The organism is Paraclostridium bifermentans, from assembly GCF_019916025.1.
Classification (GTDB): Bacteria; Bacillota; Clostridia; order Peptostreptococcales; family Peptostreptococcaceae; genus Paraclostridium; species Paraclostridium bifermentans.
Map to the genome: position 1 here is coordinate 1,477,944 of NZ_CP079737.1, position 14,183 is coordinate 1,492,126.

Sequence of the window (14,183 nt, forward strand, 5' to 3'; positions counted from 1 at the left end):
AAAAAAGGAATGCATTAATGCATTCCTTTTTTATTATTTATTATATACTAACGCATATAAATTATTAGTATAGTATTTATTGAAAAAGTAGGAGGGATGTTGTGATAAATAAAAATTTAGAAGAATGTGCGAAAGTAAGAAAATCTATTATGATACCTATGACGCTAATATTCTTTTTTGTTATTACAATAGGGGTTATTAAACCAAATATTTTGTATAACATTGAAAATAATATAGTAACATGGGCTACAAAAAGCTTTGGATGGTTATTTCAATTATCTGCTGTATTTTTTTTGATTATATGTTTGTGGATAATGTTTTCAAAATATGGATCTATAAAATTAGGGGGAAAGGATGCACAACCAACTATGAGTTATTGGAATTGGTTTTGCATATCATTAACGGCTGGTATAGGAACCGGTATATTATTTTGGGGAATAGCAGAGCCCATAACCCATTTTATGAATCCTCCAGAATCTATGGGTATACTTCCAGGAAGTGAGTCTGCAGCTATGTTTGCAATGAACACATCTTTTACACACTGGACGTTTTACCCGTATTCAATGTATGCAATATCAGGAGTATGTATAGCTTTTGCAATATATAATATGAAATTACCATGTAGAGTAAGTTCTGTACTATACCCATTATTCAACAAAAAGGTAAATTATAAATTAGAGTCTTTAATTGATAATATATGTTTGTTTGCTATGGCAGGTGGAGTAGCTGCTATATTGGGAGTTGGAACTATGCAAATTAGTAAAGGATTAAATATAATACTTGGAGTTCCTAATAATAAATTTACGTGGATTATTATTGTGACGATAATAGTTATAACATATATAATATCTAGCATAACTGGAATAGATAAAGGAATCAAATGGATATCAGATAAAAATACAAAGTTATTTATAGGACTTATGGTTTTTATATTTGTATTAGGACCGACATCATTTATATTATCTCTAGGGACACAAGCTTTAGGCAATTTTGCAAGTAATTTCTTGCAAATATCAACTTACTTAAGTCCTATTGATGGATCTGATTGGCCTAGATGGTGGCCTATATATTACTGGGCTATATGGTTAGCATACGCACCTTTAAATGGAATGTTTTTTGCAATGATAAGTAAAGGAAGAACTATACGAGAATTTATGGTAATGAATTTAATAATACCAGCATTATTTGGTATGATATGGTTTATTATATTTGGAGGAGCGGCTATACACCAAGAGCTTTCATATGGAGATTTATGGTCATCCATACAAAGTTCAGGAATGGAAGTATCACTATTCGCTTTCTTAACAAAATATCCTTTTGTAAAGATATTATCTATATTTTTTATATTGGCTATATTTATTTCTATAGTTACAATGTGCGATTCTGTTACAACAACTATAACAAAACTATCAATAAAATCAGATAAGAATGAAAAAACTAAGACTTCCTACAAAATAAATATATTTTGGGGAGTATTAATGGCTTCTATGGCTATTGTAAACCTAATTTGTGCAGGAGGTAAAATTAGTGGTATAGATGCAACTAAACAAATCGCAACTGTTGCAGGTTTTCCAATATTATTTTTTATGATAGCACTAGCATTTTGCCTAGTAAAAATGTTAGTTAATCATAAGTTATATGATAAGACTGATGAATATGAGCCTGAATCTTATGTTTTAAAAACTACCAAGTATGAAGGTGAAGATATAAATAAAACAGAAGTAGATGCAATGTCGTGTGGACTTTCACGTAATCATTCGATTAGAGATAATAATAAAAGTGAGTAGTGTAAATAGTAAAAATGCGGTATGAAAAATTATACCGCATTTTTAAATATGATTATTTATTTTCTTTACGTAGTTTTGAAAATTCAGCTACAGCTGTAAATAAAACATCAGTAGATGAATTTATAGCTGTTTCACAGGAATCTTGAATTACGCCAACTATAAATCCAACTCCTACGACTTGCATTGCGATATCATTTGGGATACCAAATAAACTACATGCAAGAGGTACAAGTAAAAGTGATCCACCAGCTACCCCAGAAGCCCCACAAGCACTTATCGCAGATAATAAGCTAAGTAATAGAGCCATAATAATATTTACTTCTATTCCAAGAGTATGAACGGCTGCAAGTGTTAGTATAGAAATTGTAATTGCAGCACCACCCATATTAATAGTAGCTCCAAGAGGTATAGAAACTGAATAAGTATCTTTATCTAAATTTAAATCTTTACATAATTGCATATTAACAGGTATATTCGCAGCTGAGCTACGAGTGAAAAACGCTGTAAGTCCACTGTTTTTTAAACATTTAAAAACAAGTGGATAAGGGTTTTTACGAATTCCAATAAAAGCTATAAGTGGATTTACTACAAGTGCTATAAAAAGCATACAACCTACTAATAACATAATTAACTGTCCATAGCTAAGCAAGGACTCTATTCCTTGAGTAGATATACTATCAAACACTAGCCCCATAATTCCAAGAGGAGCAAAATTAATTATCCATTTTACTACTTGAGATAGTGCATCAGAGACATTTGAAATCATTGTTTTAGTAGATGAAGAAGCGTTTTTAAGTGCAATCCCTATAATTAAAGCCCAGGATAAAATACCTATATAATTAGCATTGTAAAGTGCCATTACAGGATTATCAACAACGTTCATAAGGAGTGCTTTTAAAACCTCTACAACTCCACCGGGAGGAGCCATCTTACTAACGCCAGAACTAAGAGTTAATGTTATAGGGAATAAAAAACTTGCGATAACAGCAACCAACCCTGCTAAAAATGTACCTAAAAGATAAAGAAATATTATTGATTTCATATTAGTTTGCTGACCTTGCTTGTGTTGACAAATAGCGGATATGACTAAAAAAAATACAAGAATCGGAGCGACTGATTTTAGAGCTCCAACGAATAATGATCCGAAAATAACTATTGGCTTAGCTACATTAGGTATAGTTAATGCTAGTAATATACCTATAATCAAACCAACTAAAATCCTTTTAACCAAACTAATTTTGTTCCACTTATTAAGAAAATTTACCATCGTACCTCCTATTTTAAAAATTTATTTTGATGATTAATAATAATTAAGTTAGTTCTAATTAATATTATTAAAAAAATATGGAGCATATGTTTGAATTTTAAGAAAATTAAAAAAACAATAAACAAGTGTGTGTATTATGATAAACTATATACATATAAAATAGAATAATGGTTTATAGGGGAGAGGGATGAAGTTATGCTAGAAATTACGATAAACAATAAAGTAGATTTATTAATACAAAATAATGAAAAAATAAAAGAAGTAAAAGGTTCTTGGCAAATGGGGATGATGCAACAAAGTTGTATATTATCATCTACAATAAAAAATGAGTATATAGTGCCGTCTAAAGTTGAAGAGAGTATAGAAGTAATTAAAAATAACACAGGGATATTTTCAAATTTTAGAGGTCATAGTTTATTTTATCTATCAAACTTATTATCAAATAAAGAAAATAAAGAAGAGTCATTTAATTCAATATTAAATACTTATAATAAGTTAAAAGAAAATAAATTTTTCAATGACACATATCTACCATTTACAGCTATTATAATAGATCAAAATAAAAATAAGGTAGATATAGATACAGCTATTTATAGAACTAAATACGTATATGACTTTATGAAAAATAATCATCCATTTTTGACATCAAGTGACGATTATTGTAGGGCAGCACTTATAGCTATAAACTCAAAAAACTTAGATAGTGATTTAGAATATATGGAAAATTGCTATAAAGTTCTTAACTCAAAAGGATTCTACAAATCCAATAATCTTCAATCACTTTCACATGTAATGGTTTTTGATAAAAATAAAAACGAAGAAAGTTTAAATAAAGTATTAAGAATAAAAAAACTTTTAGAAAATAATAATTGCAAAATAGATGGATATGGATATCCACTAATAGGAGCTATATCATTATTAGAATGTGACGAAGAAGTTTTAGCTAAACAGATAAAAGAGGTATCAGATAAGTTAAAAGATGTGAAAGGTTTTGGAAATTGGTCACTAGGTAAGAACAATAGGAATATAATAAGTGCTGCTATTGTCGCTTCTGCATATGCTGATTGTTTCAAAGAAGAAGGTAATTTAGACACAATAACAAATAATATATTTTTAGAAATAATTATAGCTATTGAAATTGCTATTATGGTAGCTATGATAGCTGCAGTGAGTGCAGCTTCATCTGCAAACTAAAATTAATTTAGGGGGAAATATGAAGTTAAATTTATTGGGAATAGATGATCAAATGCAAAAAGAAGTTTTTCAAATTAAACGAGTTTTAGATATAGATTTTGATATAAGTGGAGAAACAGTATATGTATATAAGCTCAATGAAGAAGATGAATTAGATATCGAAGTGGAAAGAGGTATTATAAAATATAAAAATAAACATCATTTATTTAGGGCAATAAGTTTGTATGCACAAAATGAAGGGGATGAAAAATTAAGAATAAAAGAAAAGCAAAAAATTAAATACATAGGACCTATGATAGATGTATCAAGAAACTGCGTTTATAAAGTTGATAAATTAAAAGATATAATAGTATCCTTATCAATACTAGGTTTTAACCAAATGATGTTATACACAGAAGATACATATGAAATAGAAAACTTACCGTATTTTGGATATTTGAGAGGAAAGTATTCTTCTTATGAGTTAAAAGAAATAGATGATTTTGCAGATAGTTTAGGTATTGAAGTTATACCATGCATACAGACACTAGCTCATTTAAAACAAACTTTAAAATGGGAATATGCAAAAGATATAAAGGACACAGCGGATGTATTACTTGTAGGGAATAAAAATACATATGATTTTATAGAAACTATGATAAAATCTTTAAGAAAATGCTTTAAAAGCAATAAAATACATATAGGAATGGACGAAGCATTTGATTTAGGTAGAGGTAGATACTTAGATAAAAATGGATATACTCACCACTATAAGATTATGACAGAACATTTGGAAGAAGTTTGTAGAATATGTGGTTTTTATGAATTTAAACCTATGATGTGGGATGACATGTTTTTCAGAACTGGATCACCAAATGGATTTTATTATGATCAAGATGCTGTTATAAGTGAAGAAGTAGTTAATTCTATACCTGAAAACTTGTCATTGGTATACTGGGACTACTATCACAAAGAATCTGATATATACAGAAAATTTTTTGAAATAAGAAAAGTATTTGATAAAAGGGTAATTTTTGCAGGTGGTATATGGAAATGGTCAGGAATAGTACCATGCTATGATCAAACTTTTAAATCTATGAATGAAGCGATGATAGTTTGTAAAGAAAAAGGAATAGATGAAGTAATCATAACCGCATGGGGAGATGATGGAGATGAAACTCCTATTGATACGATTTTACCAGGATTAATATTATTTTCTCAACATACGTATTCAGACAAAGTAAATATGAAGTGTATAAGTGAAAGATGTAAGTTTATTACTAAATTAAATCTAGAAAATTTCTTTGAGCTTCAGAATCTTGATAAGATAGAAGACGGAGATAGTGAAAATTTAAGATTTGTTAATCCTTCGAAATATTTATTATACCAGGATATTTTATTGGGGGCATTTGATAAACATATAGAGAAACTAGTAAAGGATAAAGGTACAAAATTTTTAGAACTCCATTATAGCAATTTGTCCGAAAAGCTATTAGAAATAGCTGATAAAAATGAAGTATATTATGATATGTACAAATTGTATTCAGACTTAGCTAAAGTTTTATCTATAAAGTCTACGATTGGATTAAAAATAAGAACTTTTTATAAAAATAAAGATAGATATAATTTAAAACAAATTTGTGAACTAGAGTTGAAAAATTTACTAATTAAAATTGATAATCTTCAAAATTCTTTTAGAAAACTTTGGTATAAAGAGTGCAAAGGGCAAGGATTTGAAGTAATAGATATAAGACTTGGAGGAGTAAAATCTAGGGTTGTATCAACATTATATAGGTTAGAAAGTTACATAAGAGAAGATATAGATATAATTGAAGAATTAGAAGAGGATCTACTTATGTATAATTGCGTTAACGCTGAAAAATCAAATCAGATAAATTTAAATAGATATAAAGATATAGCAACACAAAATATTATTAGCTGGTAGAATGTAAAAGGTGATACTTTTTTAGTAAAATAAGTATCACCTTTAATTAAGTTTAGTTAAAACCATATTTTGAGATATAAGTTTCTAAGTATCTATTAACTACGAATACTTGAGAGGCCTTATATCCAGACTTATAGAGTTCTTCCATAGTCTCTTTTGGAAGATTAAAGTCTGTTGCAGAAACATTTAATGTAGGAATATTTATTATTCTCAAGGAGTCTTTTTCTTTAAAATAGACATCTTCATTTGTATATAGTGAAGTTTTTACAATGTCTAGTAAGTAATGAATTGGATTTTTAGACTCATGAATTTCTTGATTTGTATCTTCAGATAAGTTAAGACCAATTGTTGGATACTTAGAATTACAGTTTGTATCGAATATCCATATAGGAAAATTACTAAGCAATCCTCCATCTACTACAAAGCATGATTTATTATCATACTTTAATTCAACTGGATAAAAGTAAAGGGGTATGCTTACGCTCATTCTAACGGCTTTAGATATTTCAAACTCCATAGGATCTAAACCGTAGTCAACTAAATCATCAGGTAAAACTAGTAACTTTTTTCTAGTTACATCTGAAGCAATCATTTTAAGTTTACTTTCTCCGTTAACAGAAACATCTTTAAATTTGGTCTTTCCTTTTTGTTTAAATTTTTCATGTAAAAAATCTTCTAAGTATTTTCCTGAATAAATCCCTTTATGAAAGGTAACACTTAATAAATCTCCTGCAAAGGGAATAAATTGAAAAATATTTTTGTCTTTAAACTTGGGATAATCTATATCATATAAAATTTCTTCGATTTCAGATGATGTATATCCAACAGACAATAATGAAGCAACTAAAGCTCCAGCTGAAGTACCAGCTAATCTATCCCACTCATAACCGCTATCTTCTAGACATGCTATAGCACCAACTAATGCTATACCTTTCATTCCTCCACCTTTACATACTAAATTTGCTTTCATATATAAACACACCACCGCAATTAAAATTTAATACTTTATATAATATGAAAAGTAATAAAAAAAGTTAAAAGCAGATAAAATAGTTCTTATGTTGTTGCAGGATTGTATTTAATGTGATATTATTATATTAGATAAATTAAATATCGCGGGATGGAGCAGTTGGCAGCTCGTTGGGCTCATAACCCAAAGGTCGCAGGTTCGAGTCCTGCTCCCGCAACCAATTATAAGTAATTTCAAACTCTTATATCACTAGGTATAAGAGTTTTTTTAATATACAAAAAAGAATGCGGAGGACAAGATGGTAAGAAAACAGAATATGGAGCAAGGTTTAAAATACAATAAGATACAAAAACTGAATAAAAATTTTATGTATCAAGATTTAAAGAGAAGTAATTGTTACAATAGTGATTTTTCAGGGTCTAATTTTGATTTTACAAGTTTAAGAGGAGCTCATTTCAAATCTTGTAATTTTTATGGATGCACATTTAAAAATGCAGAGTTAATTGGGAGTAACCTAAAAAAGAGTAAGTTAAAAAAAGCTAAATTTGAAAATACTGTGTTTGATTCAGTAAATTTAGAAGGTGTAGACTTTTCAGGAGCTCAATTTAAAAATACTATATTTTTATCTACAGATTTAAGCAAAGCTGTAAATATCAAATTTAACTCATCAGATGTTAAGATATTTGATGAAATGCCTAAATTAGATGTAAGTGAGAAACTTGAAGACTCAATAAAATTAGCTATGCAAAATGAGTTCGTAAAAAAATCTAGAACATTAGATACAAAAGATGGTGAAATAAATAGTATAAGCATAATGATTCTTTTAGAAAACTTTAAAGAAAAACAATTAATTGATGGGCTATTACTAATATCAGAAAAAATGGACAAGGAATTTTGGACATTAAGCTATATAATAAAAACTTTGCAAACATATAAAGATCAAGGTCTTTTATAATAAATAAAATTGTATTAAATTACACTAAGGAGAATACATGATAAAAAGAGAATTTGAAATAAATGATATTGCTTGTATAGCAAAAAATAGAAGACTTAAAGCTCATATTGATGGAAGTGAAACAAACACTAAAACTATATCTTTAAAGTCGGGGGATAAAGTTAAGATACTGGACTATTATGAGGTTGAAAAATATGGATATTCATATGAAGCGGAATTTAAGAAAGATGGAACTGTGTATATTATAAGAAAGCATTTAAGCCAATCTGACTTAAAACCTAAAAGTCAATTATAAAAAAACATAAGTTTTTATTAAATAATTTGCCAGAATAAAAGAGGTTACCTGATAAAGGGAATCTCTTTTTTCTTTATATTAAAAATTTAACATTTACTCTAAGTTTTTAATATATATAGCCGTATATATATAATAGAGGAGGGCGGTATATTATGATAAGGCACAAGAATATAAAAAACATAGTTGCATGTTTTACTATCGTTATAGGTATTGGTTTTAATACACTTACAAGTTTTGCACAAAGTTCAAATAGTGAGGATATAGATAACGGTATAGCAAATTTAAGTTATAATAAAAATGAAGTATTAGCTAGTAATGGGGACAGTATTGAAAATGTAACTCCAAGAGAAGGATTTAAGACCAATAATAAATTTATTGTAGTTGAAAGAAATAAAAAAACATTAACAACATCTCCAGTAGATATATCTATTATAGATTCTGTAACAGATCGTACATATCCAGGAGCTCTGCAACTTGCAGATGATTCTTTTGTAGAAAATAGACCTAATATTTTAATGTGTAAGAGAAAGCCTATTGATATAAGCATTGATTTACCTGGAATGAAAAAAGAAAATACTACTACTGTTCAAAATCCAACATATTCAAATGTATCAGGGGCCGTTGATGAATTAGTATCTAATTGGAGTGATAAAAACTCTCAGACACATACATTACCTGCTAGAACACAATATACAGAATCTATGGTATATAGCAAATCTCAAATTTCTAATGCACTTAATATTAACGCAAAGTTGCTTGATAATTCACTTGGAATAGATTTCAATGCGATATCAAATGGAGAAAAGAAGGTTATGATTGCAGCATATAAACAAATATTTTACACTGTAAGTGCACAGCTTCCAAACAATCCTTCTGAATTATTTGACGATAATGTAACTTTTAAAGAATTAGTTAGAAAAGGTGTAAGTAATGAAACTCCACCACTTATGGTGTCTAATGTAGCTTATGGTAGAACTATATATGTAAAACTAGAAACTACATCTAAAAGTAAAGATGTTCAATCTGCTTTTAAAGCATTGATAAAAAATAATAATGTGAGCAACAGTTCTCAATATCAAGATATATATGATAATAGTTCATTTACAGCTGTTGTTTTAGGTGGAGATGCACAAGAACATAATAAAATAATAAGTAAAGATTTTGATGAAATAAGAAATGTTATAAAAAATAATGCTACTTTTAGCTTGAAAAATCCTGCATATCCAATTTCATATACAAGTACTTTCTTAAAAGATAACTCAATTGCTGCAGTACACAATAAGACAGATTATATAGAAACTACAAGCACTGAATACTCTAAAGGAAAAATTAATTTAGATCACAGTGGAGCATATGTTGCTCAATTTGATGTATCTTGGGATGAAGTATCTTACGATGAAAATGGGAATGAAGTTTTAACTCATAAAATATGGAATGGAAGCAACAATGATAGAACTGCTCATTTTTCAACAGTAATACCATTAGAAGCTAATTCTAAAAATATAAACATTTTAGCTAGAGAATGTACTGGACTAGCTTGGGAATGGTGGAGAACTGTTATAGATGAACATAATGTTCCTCTATCTAAGAATATAAATGTATCTATTTGGGGAACTACGCTTAGTCCAAGAACTAGTATTGAATTTAATTAAAATATGAACAAAAGCCATTATAGTTGATAAAACTAAATGGCTTTTTATATTATTTTAAATAATAAACATCGCAACTATAGTGGTTACAGCTAAACCTGTCACAACTGGAATTAAATTTCTTTTTGCAAGTTCTAAAGGGCTTACACCACATATAGCAGCAGCAGAAACTACTGCCCAAGGCACTAAACATCCTCCTCCAGTCCAGATAGCTCCAATTTGGCCAAGTGCTGCTAAGGTGCTTACATTAGCATTTATAGCTGTACCAAACACAGAGGCTGTTGAGCCAGCTAAAGCCATACCTGAAAAACCAGATCCATCAAGCCCTGTTATAAATCCTACAATAGTTTCCATAGAACATACAATATATTTATTTAGAGGAACTATTTGAGATAAATATATGCCTGTATCAGAAAGCAATCCTTGAGACCCTACTGGCAAAACATCACCTAATAACTGAGTTAATGGAGATACTTCTCCCATGTAAAAAAATGCTCCTATAGGAATAATAACTGCAAATATTTTTATACCAAACAAAAATCCATCGGTAATGTTATCACATATTTGCTCAAGACTTTTTTTACCATAGTTAATTATATTAATTATAATTAATAAAAATATAGCAGTTCCTCCGAGTAATGCAGTTGCATCTCCTCCTTTTAAATCACAGGCGAACATAGCTACAACATCTAATAAAAATAAAATTAAAACCAGAAATGTTGCAATCTTAGCTTTTATATTAAACTGTTTTATCGAAACCTCTTTAACGTTGTTTAACTCATCTTTAAACAATCCATTTTTTATATCTCTTTTTAACATATAAAATGCCACACCAATCGTAACTATAGCCATAACCCAAAATAAAACCATACCATTATTGATGACATCAGAAACTTCTACACCTGCCGCTCCTGAGGTTATACTAGGTGCGCCTTGAATTATAAAATCTGTTGAAAGTGCCAAACCGTGTCCAAATAAATTTAATGATACAGCTACACCAATAGCTGGAAGACCGGACCTTATAGCTATTGGAAGAAATATTGCTCCAACTAGAGCTACTGCAGGACTAGGCCAAAAAAACCAAGATAAAAGTAACATCGTAAATCCTATAATAAAAAAAGCTGTAGTTTCATTTTTGATTACTTTTGAAAAAGGTTTAATCATATATTCTATAGCATAATTACTTTCTAATGATTTTGATAGTGCTACCATAATAGAAATAATCATTATTACAGGTCCTAATTCTACTAGTGATATAATCAATCCATTAAATACTGCACCTATAGATGATGCTATATTATTTGTGTAAAATAATGCTAAGAAAAAAACTCCTAGTATACAAGGTACTATTGTATCCTTTTTCATCATCATAGCAATTAGTATTATTACGATGAAAAAAATATAAATATAGTGGGCTCCACTTAATACCATAGGACTATCCCCCTTCTATGTGATAGTCCATTATATGAAGAGTTTTTTATCTTAGTTACTCTTGAATTTTAAAAATACTTTTTATTTGTTTTTATTATCTACCCAGTCTACAGTTTGGCTTCCTAAAAGTTTATCATAAAAGAAATTAGCTGAAGCATCATATATATCTGAGTCTTTATAATTATCTAAAATAAAATTTAGTTCTTCTAAAGCTAAATAATAATAGTTTGCAGCTATTATTAGTGATGTTGCACTTCTTGTTTCTAAATTATCGTTTTTAATACCTTTAGAGTATGTTAAAAGACTATTTCTAATAGTTTTCAATTTTTCCATAGTAAAGTTAATGTCTTTTTGTATGTTAGATTCCATGTCTTTATTTTCAGACAAGTTTGTAAAAATAGCTTTACCTAGAATATAAATATCATTATCTAAAGTTCTTAAATTTTTTATATACTCAGATAAAGTTGTGCTTATAGTGTTATAACTAACATTTGTAGTATTTGTATTTGCACTTGATACAGAAAAACAATTTATCGAAGTATACATTATTAAGGTTAACATAATTGCAACTGTATATTTTTTTTTCAATATGAATTCCTCCTATTATAAAAAGTTTATTATTATAATTCCTAAATAAATATTTAATATACCATTTAGAATTAAATATAAAAAACAGCATATAAAATTAAATATATATACAAATATACAAAAAAATAGGTAAAATATTGAAATTTAATAGAAGATTATATAAAATTAAATTATAAAAAGTAAATCGGGGGATAAAATGTCAAATTATATATATAGAAAGATGATAGAAGATAGCCCTATAGCATACTTACATATAGAAATTATAAGAGATGAAAATAAAAAATATATAGGGATGAAAATAAAAGATACGAATAAAGCTTATGAGCGATTTTTTGGTAGTGCAAGTGACAAAAAAAGCACTGATTATGTAAAAAATACAATGTCAAAAAAAGAAAGAGAAGAGTGGGAATATATTTTCGATAAATCAAAGAAAAATGAAAAATATATAAAAGAGATTTATGTAAAAAGAATTAACTCATATTTTAATGTAGATGTATATGGGACGGAAAGTGATGAATACCACATTAGATTCACTAAAATTAGTAAACAACATATGAATTTATCATCAACTTTAAAAAATTCACCTTTTGTAGCATGGATAAAAAATAGAAATGGTGTATATGTGGATGTAAACAAGAAATTTTTACAGTTCTTTAATAAAACTTACGATGAAGTTATAGGACATACTGATTATGAATTATTTCCAAAAGATAGTGCAGACGAATTTGTAAGAAAAGATAATATGATTATTAAATACAATAAATTAGAGGTTTTTGAAGAGTTTATAAATACAGGTAATAATAAGAATATGTACCTTCAAACTGCTAAATGGCCTTATACTGAAGAAAATAACAGTTTACTATTAGGAACAATAGGTATATCAATTGAGATAACAAATAAAATAGAATTATTAAAGAATATAGAAAAAAACGAGAAAACTTTTTTTGAAATAGCGAATAATATTGAAGAAGTAATTGTAATTGCTGATGAAAAAAAGGCTTATTATATAAGTCCGTCTTTTGAGCGTGTGTTTGGAACTAAATCTGAAAAGCTATATGATGATATAAATGTTTGGAAAGAAAACTGGGAGAGTTTTGAATCACAAGGAGATGAAAAGTATGATTATAACTATAAAAATCCAATGTTAATGACTTTTAGAGGAATTAACAAAAACAAAGAGGAAAAATGGTTTTGGGTTAGAATTGTATCTTTATTAGATGAGAACGGAAATGTAATGAAAAAAATATGTGTAATAAGTGATATAACTCAAGCTAAAAAAGGGGAGTTAGAAGTTGAAAAATTGAGAATGGACTTTTTAGCTAACATATCACATGAACTTAGGACACCTATAAACTTAATTTTGAGTTCTTTACAAGTTTTAAATTTAAAAATGAACTTACTAGATGAAGATTTATTTGAGTATTTTAGAAGATATCTGAATATAGTAGACCAAAATGGTAAGAGATTACTAAAATTGGTAAACAATTTAATTGATACTACTAGGTTAGAGTCGGGATGTTTTAGCTATAATCCTAAAAATAAAGACATTATTAGTTATGTGGAAAACATATGTTTATCTGTATCTGAATTTGTAAAAAGTAATAATTTATCTATAATATTTGATACAGATGTAGAAGAAAAAATTATTGCATTTGACCCTGATAATATGGAAAGGATAATTTTGAATTTAATTTCTAATGCTATAAAATTCAATAAACCTGGTGGGATAATTGAAGTTTTTATAAGTTGTAAAGATAATATAGAAATTAGTGTGAAAGATTCAGGCATAGGGATTCCAGAAGATAAGATAGATAAGATATTTGAAAGATTTGAACAGGTTAAAAACAATTCAAAAATACAAGGTAGTGGTATAGGTCTCAATCTAGTTAAATCTTTAGTGGAAATGAATAATGGTAGTATAAAGGTAAAAAGTGACTTAGAAAAAGGTAGTAGATTTTCTATAGTATTGCCAAATACATTAGTAAAAGATTGTTCAAAACATAGTTACGAAAATAGTGATTGTATTAACAACGAAAGTCAAATATCTGTAGAGTTTTCGGATATATGTATATGATGAAATGATGAAATAGTCTGTATATTTAATATATAGACTATTTTTTTAT

11 protein-coding genes and 1 tRNA gene are annotated in these 14,183 nt (G+C 28.0%); 8 read left to right on the plus strand and 4 right to left on the minus strand.

What is annotated here, in order from left to right; all coding sequences use genetic code 11:
* Positions 1-101: 101 nt before the first annotated feature.
* Positions 102-1,787, plus strand: a complete 1,686-nt coding sequence (locus KXZ80_RS06995; RefSeq protein ID WP_021432762.1) for a BCCT family transporter — start codon at positions 102-104, stop codon at positions 1,785-1,787.
* Positions 1,788-1,839: 52 nt separating this feature from the next.
* Here the strand turns inward: KXZ80_RS06995 and sstT are convergent, their stop codons facing one another.
* Positions 1,840-3,054, minus strand: a complete 1,215-nt coding sequence (sstT, locus tag KXZ80_RS07000; RefSeq protein WP_021432763.1) for a serine/threonine transporter SstT — start codon at positions 3,052-3,054, stop codon at positions 1,840-1,842.
* A 195-nt stretch (positions 3,055-3,249) separates the two neighbouring features.
* On the opposite strand from sstT, the gene KXZ80_RS07005 reads away from it, so the two are divergent.
* The gene (locus tag KXZ80_RS07005) at positions 3,250-4,248 is read left to right on the plus strand and encodes a DUF4003 family protein (protein WP_021432764.1); all 999 of its coding nucleotides are present in this window, start codon (positions 3,250-3,252) and stop codon (positions 4,246-4,248) included.
* 19 nt (positions 4,249-4,267) lie between these two features.
* Positions 4,268-6,172 carry a beta-N-acetylhexosaminidase gene (locus KXZ80_RS07010; protein ID WP_021432765.1) on the plus strand — a complete coding sequence of 635 codons (1,905 nt, stop codon included), beginning with the start codon at positions 4,268-4,270 and terminating at the stop codon, positions 6,170-6,172.
* A gap of 52 nt (positions 6,173-6,224) precedes the next feature.
* Here KXZ80_RS07010 and KXZ80_RS07015 read toward each other — a convergent pair whose 3' ends face one another.
* The gene (locus KXZ80_RS07015) at positions 6,225-7,142 is read right to left on the minus strand and encodes a patatin-like phospholipase family protein (protein WP_021432766.1); all 918 of its coding nucleotides are present in this window, start codon (positions 7,140-7,142) and stop codon (positions 6,225-6,227) included.
* A 144-nt stretch (positions 7,143-7,286) separates the two neighbouring features.
* Between KXZ80_RS07015 and KXZ80_RS07020 the strand changes: the two genes are divergently transcribed.
* From KXZ80_RS07020 to KXZ80_RS07035, 4 genes are all read left to right on the plus strand, one after another.
* Positions 7,287-7,362 (plus strand) — tRNA-Met (locus KXZ80_RS07020).
* Positions 7,363-7,440: 78 nt separating this feature from the next.
* Entirely contained in the window at positions 7,441-8,097 is a 657-nt protein-coding gene (locus tag KXZ80_RS07025) for a pentapeptide repeat-containing protein (RefSeq protein ID WP_021429378.1), read from the plus strand.
* Positions 8,098-8,134: 37 nt separating this feature from the next.
* Entirely contained in the window at positions 8,135-8,392 is a 258-nt protein-coding gene (locus KXZ80_RS07030) for a hypothetical protein (RefSeq protein WP_021429386.1), read from the plus strand.
* A 152-nt stretch (positions 8,393-8,544) separates the two neighbouring features.
* Positions 8,545-10,044, plus strand: coding sequence for a thiol-activated cytolysin family protein (locus KXZ80_RS07035; protein WP_021432767.1), 1,500 nt, complete (start codon positions 8,545-8,547; stop codon positions 10,042-10,044).
* Between the two features lie 54 nt (positions 10,045-10,098).
* On the opposite strand, the gene KXZ80_RS07040 is transcribed toward KXZ80_RS07035, so the two are convergent.
* Complete coding sequence (locus KXZ80_RS07040) at positions 10,099-11,472, minus strand: transporter permease (RefSeq protein ID WP_021432768.1); 1,374 nt, start codon at positions 11,470-11,472, stop codon at positions 10,099-10,101.
* A gap of 81 nt (positions 11,473-11,553) precedes the next feature.
* Complete coding sequence (locus tag KXZ80_RS07045) at positions 11,554-12,060, minus strand: hypothetical protein (protein ID WP_021432769.1); 507 nt, start codon at positions 12,058-12,060, stop codon at positions 11,554-11,556.
* Between the two features lie 196 nt (positions 12,061-12,256).
* Here KXZ80_RS07045 and KXZ80_RS07050 point away from each other — a divergent pair, with 196 nt between their 5' ends.
* Positions 12,257-14,134: a sensor histidine kinase gene (locus KXZ80_RS07050; protein ID WP_021432770.1), complete on the plus strand. Its 1,878-nt coding sequence runs from the start codon at positions 12,257-12,259 to the stop codon at positions 14,132-14,134.
* Positions 14,135-14,183: the final 49 nt, after the last annotated feature.

Coding starts and splice junctions, on each gene's coding strand:
- sstT (WP_021432763.1), bottom strand. CDS start 3,054: ATGGTAAATTTTCTTAATAAGTGGAACAAAATTAGTTTGGTTAAAAGG.
- KXZ80_RS07005 (WP_021432764.1), top strand. CDS start 3,250: ATGCTAGAAATTACGATAAACAATAAAGTAGATTTATTAATACAAAAT.
- KXZ80_RS07010 (WP_021432765.1), top strand. CDS start 4,268: ATGAAGTTAAATTTATTGGGAATAGATGATCAAATGCAAAAAGAAGTT.
- KXZ80_RS07015 (WP_021432766.1), bottom strand. CDS start 7,142: ATGAAAGCAAATTTAGTATGTAAAGGTGGAGGAATGAAAGGTATAGCA.
- KXZ80_RS07025 (WP_021429378.1), top strand. CDS start 7,441: ATGGTAAGAAAACAGAATATGGAGCAAGGTTTAAAATACAATAAGATA.
- KXZ80_RS07030 (WP_021429386.1), top strand. CDS start 8,135: ATGATAAAAAGAGAATTTGAAATAAATGATATTGCTTGTATAGCAAAA.
- KXZ80_RS07035 (WP_021432767.1), top strand. CDS start 8,545: ATGATAAGGCACAAGAATATAAAAAACATAGTTGCATGTTTTACTATC.
- KXZ80_RS07040 (WP_021432768.1), bottom strand. CDS start 11,472: ATGGTATTAAGTGGAGCCCACTATATTTATATTTTTTTCATCGTAATA.
- KXZ80_RS07050 (WP_021432770.1), top strand. CDS start 12,257: ATGTCAAATTATATATATAGAAAGATGATAGAAGATAGCCCTATAGCA.